We start from the raw sequence: 12,358 nt of genomic DNA, 5'->3' as shown, positions 1-12,358 counted from the left end.
TCACCCGGTTTGCCTGGGAATGTTCATGGTTTTGCTCATACATCATCAGGATCGTACTTTGGGTTTTTCCCGGTTGGAACCGGAGCGTTGACGTTTTTGCGCCAGGCATTGAGAAGCCTTTTCAGTTCCTTCACCTGCTCAGGATTGGATTCAGCGAGGTTGTTTCGTTCTCCAATGTCCGTTTCCAGATCATAGAGCTCGAAGGCGTCGTCTTCAAAATAGTGATGCAGCTTCCACTTGCCGAACCGCATGGCGGAACCGGGCCGGGTGCGGAAGAGCGGATCGCGTGCATCGTCCAGCGATCCGTCGTAAGCCTGCAGATAGATCGGAAAATGCCAGAAAAGCGCTCGCTCCGGCAAAGGCGCGTACTCCGTAAGCACCGGCATAAGGTTGACGCCATCGAGCTGCGTGCCGGCAGGGACGTCGGCTCCCGCTGCATGGACCAATGTAGGAAAGAAATCGAGTCCGGTCACCGGTTCTGCGCAGGTTGAACCCGGACGGATTGTACCCGGCCAGCGCATGGTCAACGGTACGCGGATCCCCCCTTCATAGTACGACCCCTTCCCTGCGCGGTATGGATCCTGACGACTGATGGAGCGAATGCCGCCATTATCGGATGTAAATATGACCAACGTATTGTCGCTTAAGTTGAATTCTTCCAGGCTTTCAAGCAGCCGTCCGATGTTTTCATCCAGCGCCTCCACCATGGCGGCATAGTCGGCATTAATCCCTTCAACACGTTTGTATCGCTCCACGAGATCGGGACGTCCCTGAAGCGGCGTGTGAACCGTATAATAGGGAAGATAGAGGAAAAAAGGTCCGGTCCGGTGATCGCGTACAAATCGAATGGCTTCATCCGTCAGTCGATCGGTCAGGTATTCACCGTCAGGACCATCCGTCAAGACGGGATTGCGATAGGGGCTGAAATAGGATTTCGCCCCCCCCCATTCCCCGCCGCCGATATTGATATCGATCCCCTGCTGTGCAGGATCTTTGCCGACGTGCCATTTACCAATCTGGCAGGTAGTATATCCGGCATCCTTAAGGACATCTGCAATCGTCAGCGCTTCGTCCGACAACACCGGCCGGTTTTTTATGGGTATCAGTTTGCGGGTTTCCGTTTTTCCCCGAGCGGAATTACCTACCGTATAGACGCCTGTTCGCGAAGCCTGTTGACCGCTCAGGCAGGCCGCACGGCTCGGCGCGCAGTTGGCGGCCGGCGCATAGGCGCAGGTAAACACCATGCCCTCTGCTGCCAGCCGGTCGAGATTCGGGGTGTGATATACAGCATTCCCCATGAATCCCACATCGGCCACGCCAAGGTCATCCGCGTTGATGTAGAGTATATTAGGTCTTGCGGCGGCCTGTTCACGGCGCTGCAACTCCTCCTGCTCCAGCCGTATATATTTCTGCTGCGCCCAGTTCAGTTCCACTTCAAACCCGTTCTTTTCCAGCAACCACGCCCGCAGGTCTGACTCCGTATCGGACAGCTCAGACAGGCGCTGGACGGATTTAATCAGCGGCTGCCCTTCATCGCCCAGCCAGTCGATGGCGTTGAGCACGCTCAATAAGGCATACGATTTCGCCTGCATCAGCTCACGGAAACAGGCATAAGCCTCCCGCGTTTCGCCCAGCCTGACCAGCGCATAGGCCGCCATAATACGGACTTCGTGCGACTCGTCATTCAGCGCCATCTTCAGCTCCGGAACCGCAGGCCGCGCCTGCTCTGCCAGACCAACCAGTCCAACGGCCGACCAGTAGCGAACTCCAACGATTTCCGACCTCAGTCCCTTGAGCAATTCGGGGAGGTTCCGGACCTCCTGTTCCAGGGCCAGATCCGCGGCATCCAGCAGGGTCGGCAGATCATAAAGCGCCGGATCACGTACCAGCTCATAGATCGTGATCCCGTGCTTTGCGGTCAGGCGGGCACGTTCACTTTCCGGCAGCAGGCCGGAGTCGTGGATGTCCAACTGGTAGGCCCGCAGCCGGGCGCGCATGGCGGCAAGCTTTTCCTGCAGGGCCGGATCCTCCACCAGGTTGCGGACATTATCGGGATCAGAAGATCCGCAATACAGCTCTTCCGGCGGACGCGGACGGAAAAAGCGCCCGGTTACCGCATCCGTTTTCCCCGCCTGGTCATATGCACTCCAGACCTGCGTGGCTTTCATGATCCAGGGATACATCAGGTGCTGGCCGCCCGGAACAAAGGGCAGGTAGTTTTTGATATAGATATAGTCCCGGGTGCGTATTGAGCGCACCGGATCGATGCGCTCATCCGCACGCTCGCGAAAGCTGAAATGAAAGGTCGGCTCATCGCCCATTCCTTCACCCAGAAATACGGTGCCCTGGAACCGTTCCGGAACGTCCGCGCCGGCCAGGCTTAACCAGGTGGCAGGCATATCCACAAAGCTCACCAAACGGTCCACCACAGTGCCGGTTTTTTGATTCGGCCACAGGTGCCTGAATTTTGCGGGAATACGAATGATCAGCGGACAGTGCGTCCCGCTGTCATACAGAAAGCGTTTACTGCGGAACATCACGCCGCCGTGATCGGAATTATAGATCACAATAGTGTCATCCGCGAGCCCGTCCTTTTCCAGTTCAGCCAGCACCCGGCCGATTTCGGCATCCATGTTTTCCACCGCATCCATGTAATGCGCATAGTTCTGACGGATCACCGGCAGATCCGGATGGTAGGCGGCCGGCTTCACCTTGTCCGGATCATGCCTTGTCCGGTCCACGAGTCCAAACGCCCTGCTTTCGTGCGATTCCAGAAAATTAATCACACAGAAAAAGGGTTGCCCCGCGTTGCGGCCGCGCCAACCATAGCGCTCACCGGAATCCCAGCAGTCGTTATCAGCCCGTCCGCCAATGTTGTAGTCCGTCTTTTCGTGGTTCGTGACGTAATAGCCGGCTTCACGCAGGTGGTCCGGATAGTATCGCAACTGATCATGCGGAATGGGATAGCGACTGCGCATGGGGTGGGTTCCTGTGGAAACCGCCTGCAGGCCGGTGATCCAGGTCGAACGGGAAGGCGCGCATACCGTTGCGTTGGCATAGCAATGGGCATACCGGAACCCCTCAGCAGCCAGTCGGTCGATATTCGGCGTGGTCGCCTGCGCATTCCCGTAACAACCGATCCACTTCGCGCTGTTATCCTCGCTCGTCAGCCATAGAATGTTCGGCTGTTCTAAAGCAAAGACCCCGCTCAGCGAGATCTGCAGCGCAACCGCGAAGGCCACACAATTCCTTTTCGTTCTACTCACACGCACTCTCCTTTCCCAACGGGCGGCTGTGCTCCGCCAGATCCTCGGCATGCTGCTCCAGTAACGGTTGCATGCGGTCCACCACGTCAGGATGTTCTTCATAAAGGTTGTGTTGCTCGCCGGGATCGTTCGACAGATCATAGAGTGCCGGCAGCGGGCCCTGCTGCTGCGACATGGCATGCTCCTTCAGCATCAGCTTCCAGCGTCCCATCCGCACGCCGTCGGTCGCGTAGAAAAAAGCCTGATGCGGTGATCGCCCCCCGGAAATCCCCTTGAGCAAGGGCAGGATATTCTTTCCATCGATGATGCGGTCATCCGGGAGTTCAGCCCCGGCCAGCCCGGCAAAGGTTGGCAGCAGGTCGATCGACGAAGCCACTTCCGCACAGGTTGTTCCGGCGGCCACATGTCCCGGTCCCCAGGCAATCATCGGCACACGCATGCCGCCCTCATAGGTCGTAAACTTCCCGTCACGCAACGGTGCCGCGCTTCCGCCCTCTTCGCCGTACGAGAGCCAGGGTCCGTTATCGGAGGTGAATACCACCACCGTATTGCGGTCAAGTCCGGATGCCCGCAACGTATCGAGCAGGCGCCCCACATTCCAATCGATCTCCTCAATCACATCGCCGTAGAGTCCGCGCGGACTCTTCCCGGCAAACTGCTCCGATGCATAAAGCGGCACATGCGGCATGGCCGGTGTGATATACAGAAAAAAGGGCTGTTCCCGGTTCGCTTCAACAAACCGGATGGCCCGATCAAAATAGCGGCGCGTCAGCGTTGCCTGATCCACCGGAAACTCAACAATCGCCGACCCTTCAAACAAGGGGACCTTCCCCTTCAGCGGACTCTCCCAGATCGGCTTGCGGGCATGGACATGGGGGGCCACAAAACGCTGCGCCTCCAGGGCTTTTTCCCGATCAAACCCCTCCCGGAACACGGCATGCTCCGCAATCTCCTGATCCGGACCAATGTACATGTCGTTGCTGTACGGAATGCCGAAATATTCATCAAAGCCCTGCGCCGTGGGCAGGAACACCTTTTCATCGCCCAGATGCCACTTGCCGACCGCCGACGTGGCATAGCCCCGGGTCTTGAGCAGCTCGGCCATCGTGATTTCATCGGGATGGAGCCCTTCTCCTTCCCCCGGAAAAAATGCGCCGGATACACCGACCCGCTCGCTGTAGCATCCGGTCAGCAGGGCCGCCCGGGAAGCGGAACAGACCGCTGAGGCCACATAGAAATCGGTAAACCGTGTGCCCTCAGCTGCCATGCGGTCGAGCTGCGGTGTTTTGATCAGGGGCGAGCCAAAACATCCCAGATCGTTATACCCCTGATCGTCGGTAAAGATGACGATAAAATTGGGCGGCCGTTCCGACTCCGCCTGCTTCGCCCTCTCCGGCCCGACGCACCCGGTCAAGACATAGAGAAACACCCATCCAAATTTAAAATGATTCAGCATTACTGTTTTCCTCCGCCGCCCGGGCGGCCGACTATTTTAACATTCCGGATTTCCGCATCCAGCCCCGCTCCCAGCACCAGCTCATTGGACAGGAAAGCATGACGGAATTCATTGGCAATTTCCACCGCCTGACTTTGTGTGCGGATCACCACCTTGTCCCGCCCCAGTGAAACAGTGACCGTCTGCCATTGCTCCGGTTGCAGCAGAAGCTCTTTCCCCCGAAGGCGCATGCGCAGCGCCTTGAAATCCTGTCCGCCGTTGCTGACCTTCAGGGAGCAGCCGAAGCGGCCGGTCAGAGCAAACAGCTGACCGGAAAACTTCCGCGCCGGCTTCACCTCCAGTTGAATCGTCATAAAGCCGGGAAATCCCGCCGGGCGGACGATCGTTTTCGAACCGGAAAACGGGTCCTCTACCGACTCGATCACCGCATCCGTTTCCGGATAATCCGGCATACAGATGGACGTCGGACCATCGAGCAGCCCGCGGTGCAGCAGAAAATCATCAAGATCCAGGATCGCCTGTGTAATCTCTTCGAGGGTGGCGCTGTATCCATAAACAATGAAGGCATGCTGTGCCCCCGGATAGAGTTTGTATTCGCAATCTGCGCCTGCGGTTTTCAAAGCGCTGTAAAATGCTTCCGCCATCTCCGGCTTCACGGTCGCATCCCGTTTGCCCTGCAGGACCAGGAACGGCGGACTCGGCATCGTGATATTGAACAGCGGGGAAGCCTTCATAATCCGTTCATCCCGGTCCGCACCGGGCCGGATATACGTACTCCAGTTTTCAAACCCCATATCCGTGATGCCATTGCAATCCACAACGGCGTCCGCCCGTGCCTCCCCGGTCGCACCGGTTCCGAGGCAGCTGGCCAGATGCCCGCCGGCAGAGTCGCCAATAACGGAAATACGCTGCGGGTCGATTCCAAGCTCCTGTGCATGATGACGGATATAGCGCACGGCATCCTCACAATCCGCGATGCAGTCGGAAATCACCGGTCCGGAGCCGTCCTTCTCTTTGTTGAGCAGCCGATACTGCACACTGAAACCGACCGCCCCGCGGGCGGCGCTGTAGCGCAGATGCGGCAGAAAATCCTCCGGCCCACCGGCCACCCAGCCGCCGCCATGAATCCATACCATGGCCGCACACTGCTGCCCCGGCTCCCAGCCGTCCGGCCGGCAAACCAGCAACCGCAGATCCCGGTCTTCAACCCGTTTATAAATATTGGTCTCCACTGGGCGCGCATCGTGTTCCGCAAAATCAAGAATCGACTTCATTTCCACCTCCGCCTGCACGGATAAAGCACTGCACAGCAGCACACCTATTAAATACTTTTTTTTCATCGTCTCACCTGCCTTCTTTCATGGTACGTATTCTGATCCCTCTCGGGACAAACTCGATCGGAACCGGCTTGCCGACCCCGGTTGTCGGTGGATGCAGAACCGTTCCGCTCAGATAATAGTCGCCCTTAAAACAAAAAACCATGGTTGCTGCAATTCCTGCCCAAGACAGCCGGTAAAATGGATTCTGCATGCTCATTTATATCTCTTCTTTACATTCATTTGATGCACAGGGTGTCAGCAGGACGGCGCGCAGGTTCATCACCGCGCCGACCGGAACGCAGGCCGGAATGACGCGCATCTCCACCTCCTCGCCGGGTTCCAGACTCACCACCCCAGCGGGTGCCCTGCAAAACTCCCCCCATCCGCCGGTTCCCGTCGCAGCGAACGGCAGGCTCTGCCCACCGATGCGGATTTCGGCGACGGTCCCCTCACGGTGTGCCGGTACGGCATAAATCACTTCAACCCGATACGTGCCGGCCCGGTGCAGACTGACTCGCCAGAGCGGATGCGAGTCCACGGAACTCCAGCATCCGAGGAACGGATCCTCCCCGCCCAGCAGGCTGAGGTGGTCACCGATGATCTCGGCATCGGCGGCGCGCAACGCCAGCGAACCGTCGGCCGGCTGTGGAATAACCGGCGGCCGGGGACGCGACGGAATGTTCCCGATGCGGGGCTCGGCCGCAAACCGGAGGGCCACCACGCAGACCGCCGCGCCGGGCGCGGAGGCGGGGAGCGTAATGCGGAGGACGTTATCCACGATCCGGAACCCCACCGGTGCTTCCGGATCGGACAGGAGCTGCGCGGTTTCCGGCAGGTCGAGCAGCGGAACCTCAAGCAGCCCGCCGACCGGCCACTCATCAATCATCAGATACATCATCCGGTCGCGCCGACTGGCAAAGCCCCATGGCAGCCGGTACGGGAACGGCCCCGCCGACGTACCGTGAACGGCCTCTCCATTCACCCGCATCCAGTCGCCCACCTCGCGCAACGCGGCGAGACTCGGCTCTGGAAAGGTTCCGTCCGCACGCGGACCGATGTTAAGGAGATAGTTGCCGCCCTGCGAGACCACCTCGCAAAGCTGACGAATCAGCAGCGCCGCCGGCTTCCATGCGTTGTCGCTGGCGCAGAAGCCCCACGACTCGTTGGTGGTCATGCACGTTTCCCACGCGCGGCCGGGCCGGTTCGCCGGAATCCGCTGTTCAGGGGTATCGAAATGGCCGGGGTGCTGCTCCCGGATAAGCCCGAGACGGTCGTTTTGCAGCATCCCCGGGGCAACCGCCTGTACGGCGGCATCGACGCGGGCCGCGCGGTCCGGCGTCATATCGGAGGGCGTGTCCCACCAGAGAACCGCCGGAATATCGGGCCCGTAGGTGGTCAGCAGTTCCCGGATCTGCGGAATCGCCACCCGATCCAGATAGGCATCAAAATCGTTCTCCTGGACCGGATCCCATTTTTCTCCGAACACGGATCCGCCATTGAACCAGTCCTGCGCCTGCGAATAATAAAACCCGATTCGCAGTCCGGCGCGGCGGCAGGCGTCCACGAGCGGCCCCAGCAGATCGCGGCCGTACGGCGTCGCCTCCGCCACATTCCACGTGCTCGCCTTCGAAGGAAACAACGCAAAGCCGTCATGATGCTTGGCCGTGATGACCAGGTATTTCATGCCGGCATCGACCGCAGCGCGAACCCAGGTCTCCGGATCGTAGGCCACCGGATTGAATGCCTCCGCGAAGTGCCTGTATTCAGAAGCCGGAATCTTCGCCTGGTGCATCAGCCACTCACTGGCACCTGTAAACACCTTCCCGCCGTACTCCCCGGCCGGAACCGCATAGACACCCCAATGGATAAACATGCCGAAGCGGGCATCGCGCCACCACTCCACCCCGGCATCGCGTTCTACGTTCGTTTTATTGGCATATGAATCCGATCCCGTTGGGTTCGACATAACCTGTTCTGCACTCATTATACTCTCCCCGATCGCTTAATCCATTTCAGCTGCTGTTCCCACGCGAAAGGAACGCTCCACAAAAGCGGCGGACTGCACGAGGGGGGCAACCGTTCGCCCCCACTGGCAGGCGGCCACGGTCACCTCAACGGGTAAGTTGGTCCGCGGAGGGATTCCGGTCAGTTCCAGTTGACCCTCCCGGATTACCGCCGGACCTTTCACCACAAAAAATTCCACCGGAAGCCCTGAATCAGCCGAAGCATTCAGCGCAATCGGCCCGGCACCGACCGGCTGATCGGGAATCGAAGCAAAGGTAATCAACTGAGGCACACCCTCTCTGATTTCATATGGGAAGTTGATCGAGCAAGACTGTTCGGCATAGCCGTATCGTTCGTCGCCGGGATGCCAGGCCATGATCATCAGACTTCCGGGCCGGCGTCGGGCATACATGAACCGGTCAAATTTTATGCGGAAGATATTCGGCCCCAGCTGCTCTCCCCCGCCGCTCCAGCCACCGATCAGCCGGAAGCAAACCGGACCATCGGCATGGCTGAGCGGACGCATGCCGCTCTCCACAGCGAACACCGCCGGGGTTTCCTTCACAAATCCGCCCTCTACCCGCACCGTCATGCCGTCACCCTCAACGGGGCTGAACGCTATGTTTTGTATCCATGCGGGTTCCAACGGTTCGCCATCCTCGACAAAGGAGACCAACTGCAGTTTTTTTCCGTGGTCCCTGCTGCCGTATACTTCATTGACTTTTGCAAGCTCTTCATCCAGGTGCCAGAACGCCAGCCCCCGGTCTCCGGCATACGTGCGGTACGGGGCCGGCGGATAGCGGCCCGGTGAGACCAGCGTGTGGTCGGACAGCCAGCCGGACGCGAGGGGAATCTCCCGAAGCGCGGATGAACCGTCGTTGGGCAGTCGCATTTGCGCCGCCTTCCTGATAAACAGGGCCACATAGCGGGCTAAATCATCGTCCCAGTTAAAGTGTCCTGCACCGGGTTGCACGAGCACGCTGGCCAGGGCACGGTCCCAACGCGACCGCAAGGCCAGGATATCACCGCGGCACCAGCGCCAATGGTGCTCGATCGATCGCGCGGCATCTTTGCTCCACGACTCATACTGCCCGCTGATCACCAGCAGGGGCACCCCCTCGAGCCGCGCCTGCGGATCGTGGCTCGGCGGATCAATCGGTGCCGCATGCAGCCCAATCACCCCGAAACACCGTTCCGGCTTCCAATATGCCAGGCGCCAGGCCGGGAGCGCCCCGCCGCTGTGACCGATCGTCAGGAACGGAGCCGTTGCGATCTCCGCATAGCCACTGACCTCAGCCAGCTCGGAGACGATTCGAAGATAGGTCGCCTCCCCCCGACCATCCGGCCCGAAATCATCATAGGCAATCGCACCGGGCACGATAAAAAGGATTGCCAGATCCTGCTGCGCCGCGACCGCCCGGATCTGCGGATCCTCAAATACGGCCTTTTCCAGGATGACCTGTTGACCGACAATCAGTCCACGGACCTGCCTGCACTCTGGAGGAACCCAGAGAAAAGCCTTTCCATGTTTCTTTACGCCGGTATCAACGGCCCACTGCCAGACCACCGCACGGGTGGTCGTGCATAAACCGATGATCGCGATCAATAATGTGGCATATCTATTAAGCCGTCGTTTCATTCGTCAATCGCTGCTCCCGATCATGCTGCCGCCTCGATGAATGGTGAATACGCGTCTCCCGGAACGATCCGGCTGAAATACAACCACATCCTTCTGCGAACCCCATTCAATGGTGAGTTCGGTCTGATCCGGATTCCACGACGTCGTGGGTGCCTCATCCGGTGCATCCACTGCGGCAATGAGGGTGATGAAATTGGGGGCAGTGGCCCTGGCAGTAAAGGTCAGTTTAGGGATGATCGTATTTTTTTGCGGTGGGTTTTTAGAGACCACATCCAAAATGGCCGGATCGCCTTGTAATCCATCGGCACGCAGCATGCGCACCAGAAGGAAACGGCTCTCTTCCACGGATCGCTCTTTCTCCTTCAAAACGGCATCGGCATGGAATGCTATACGGGAGGACCCGGAACGGGTTTGATGGATTTCGACATCTTCTGCCACCGTCATGCCCCATTGATATTCACGTTCCGTGTCGTCTTTCTGAATGTCGTCGACGATCAGAATGTAGGAATGGGTTCCACGTACCAGTCCGGTGGTCCGGAAAGCCTTTTTCATCGGGACAGAGCGTTGAGTCCAATACGATGTGGGTCCCGGGCGCGCCCCGATGGGTTTCGGTTTGCGGCTGGTATACCAGTCGGGCCGTTGCTCAATGGGCATGCTCCAGGTGGGGCGGTCCGACGGCGTGAGTCGGAAGTCATTATAACTGTAAGGGAGCGCCACGATGCTGTCGCGATCGGTGCTGGGGAAGAGATAGTTGCTGCTGTAGTCGTACGTAATCTTATAGTCACCAGCGGCAAACGTCGCCAGGGGCTGATCATTAAAGCGGATCGATTTACCGGGCGCGATGGAGGGGCCGAGGCCATCAACCAGCACCACGCTGCGGTTCATCGGCCAGTAGGCTTCACGGACCTGGCGCATCTTTTGATAGATACCCCAGTGGCGTCCATCGGCGTACACATTGAAGTGGCCGCGGTCCGCGTAGCGATGACCTCCGGTGATATTCCGGTTCAGCGAATACAGATAGAGGGCGTCATTGTCCCACCCGGAACGTGTGATCATGGTGCCGGTATCGGATCCATAGTAGGAGAGAGGCGCATCCAGGGTGATATTGTCCCTCGCTTGATCCCAGGTTTTGGATTCGTCAAAGGTGGCCGCAAAGATGGCCATGCAGAAGCCGGTGTAGGTGGAGAAGTGGTGCCGCAGGTTTACCCGGTCATCGAATTTTTTGTAATCCTCCCCGACCGCATTGCGGTAAATGAAGTCAATGTAAGGATCCTCGGGATAAAGTTTTTTATAAACGAGCACGTCAGACATACTCTGGATATTATTATCGGTGCCGCCCTGGGAATCGTAAAAGGTGAAGGGACCTCCATAATGATCCTCGTTCCCGCTGCGTCCCCAGGGATTGAGGGCGTGGAGCCAGAACTGGCGGAAGGTGCTTTGTTTGACGTTTTGCAGCGCGAGAATCGGTTCGCCGCGACGGGCCATGATGTAGCCCAGCTCCGCCATCAGGAATTGTTTCCCCCAGCCCTCCATACTTTCCCCTTCCGGAAGCACGCTCAGGGCAAAGAACCACTTCAAGGCATTCACGGAATGATCATAGGAGGTCGCATCATAACCGGGTTCGCCCTCAATGGCGGCGCATAGCGTCACGAGACGGGCCGTCCAGGAAATCCAGTTACTGCCGCTGGTACGCGGGGTGCGGAGGGTCTGCGCACCCTGTAGGGTCATGTTGGAGGACGCCAGCGCAATCGCTTCGCGGACCGTTTGACGTTGCTGGTCATCCATCCACCCATAGGCCCAGTCATACATGAGACCCAGGATTCCATTGTGGGAACTGTGTTTGGTGGTGAGGCGAAAATCAATGCGTTCGGCATCGGGATTTTTCGCCTTAAACTCCGCGATCGATTCTTCGAAAACAGCCTGGTCGATACGTGCGATCGTGGTGATGGCTTTGGCAACCTCTCTGCCGGCGATTTCATCGTCCTCAACCAGACAGCGGAAAGCTTCATAGGCCGCGGCGTAGGCGATGGTGATGTTCTTATGGATCGGCACGTCGGTCTTGCCGGCGATGAGATCCTGATACCCTTGCGTCGTGTCCGACCCTTCCTTACGGATATTACTGTCCAGTTCTTTCTTTATAGCAGCCATGGCCTTCTGGCCGGGGACCGTGTTTTTCAATTTTTCACGCAGGGCAGGCAGTTCGTCTGGACCGAAGAGGACCCGGGGATGAACCCCCGGCCGGGGCGGGGCCTGAACGCTTTGAGGATCAAAGCCGCGAAAATCATAGTTTAAGGTGATGGTGTGATGGAACTGCTCAGCAAGTTCCTCCGGAGTGTAGCCGAAGAAATCATTCCGTTCGATCATATCCAGGTCGGGTCCTTCCTGGACGGTGATGACACCATCCAGAGCTTCCCGCGGGTCGAAGCCAAAGAAACGATAGAACGAATCCAGAGGGGGGGAGTCCGGCAGGACCTCCGGGATGGACAAAGCGGGGGAAGATAGAGGGGGAGCAGCAGATTCTGGAGTCTCCATATCCGGAATGTCCGGTTGGCAGCCGGCAATGGCCAGGATCAGGAAACAGCCGGTGAACATATGGGGCCGATTTTTCATTTTCTTCTTATCCTTTTTGGTTGTCGTCCGAGGGGTAAATTCTATTTGATTTCGTTCGTATTGA

Annotated in this window: 7 protein-coding genes; all 7 read right to left on the bottom strand. The window is 58.4% G+C overall.

Annotation, left to right across the window (positions count from 1 at the left end):
• Positions 1–35: 35 nt before the first annotated feature.
• The 7 genes from E9954_RS23740 to E9954_RS23715 are packed head-to-tail and all read right to left on the bottom strand — an operon-like array spanning position 36 to position 12,294.
• Complete coding sequence (locus E9954_RS23740) at positions 36–3,266, bottom strand: sulfatase-like hydrolase/transferase (protein WP_187357966.1); 3,231 nt, start codon at positions 3,264–3,266, stop codon at positions 36–38.
• Positions 3,259–4,722, bottom strand: a complete 1,464-nt coding sequence (locus E9954_RS23735) for a sulfatase family protein (protein WP_136081764.1) — start codon at positions 4,720–4,722, stop codon at positions 3,259–3,261. Before E9954_RS23735 ends, E9954_RS23740 begins: the two co-directional genes overlap by 8 nt.
• Positions 4,722–6,062, bottom strand: a complete 1,341-nt coding sequence (locus E9954_RS23730) for an alpha/beta hydrolase (RefSeq protein WP_136081763.1) — start codon at positions 6,060–6,062, stop codon at positions 4,722–4,724. The genes E9954_RS23735 and E9954_RS23730 overlap by 1 nt, the downstream gene beginning before the upstream one ends.
• A 4-nt stretch (positions 6,063–6,066) precedes the next feature.
• Positions 6,067–6,204 carry a hypothetical protein gene (locus E9954_RS32725; protein ID WP_168442538.1) on the bottom strand — a complete coding sequence of 46 codons (138 nt, stop codon included), beginning with the start codon at positions 6,202–6,204 and terminating at the stop codon, positions 6,067–6,069.
• Between the two features lie 54 nt (positions 6,205–6,258).
• A complete protein-coding gene (locus E9954_RS23725) occupies positions 6,259–8,025 on the bottom strand; it encodes an alpha-L-fucosidase (protein ID WP_136081762.1) in 1,767 nt (588 codons plus the stop codon).
• Positions 8,026–8,043: 18 nt separating this feature from the next.
• Complete coding sequence (locus E9954_RS23720; protein ID WP_136081761.1) at positions 8,044–9,684, bottom strand: hypothetical protein; 1,641 nt, start codon at positions 9,682–9,684, stop codon at positions 8,044–8,046.
• Positions 9,685–9,687: 3 nt separating this feature from the next.
• Entirely contained in the window at positions 9,688–12,294 is a 2,607-nt protein-coding gene (locus E9954_RS23715) for a hypothetical protein (RefSeq protein ID WP_136081760.1), read from the bottom strand.
• Positions 12,295–12,358 lie beyond the last annotated feature (64 nt).

Origin of the sequence: Pontiella desulfatans (assembly GCF_900890425.1) — a bacterium.
GTDB lineage: Bacteria > Verrucomicrobiota > Kiritimatiellia > Kiritimatiellales > Pontiellaceae > Pontiella > Pontiella desulfatans.
The sequence above is the reverse complement of the archived record's forward strand: the minus strand, read 5'-3'. Positions and strand labels throughout refer to the sequence as shown.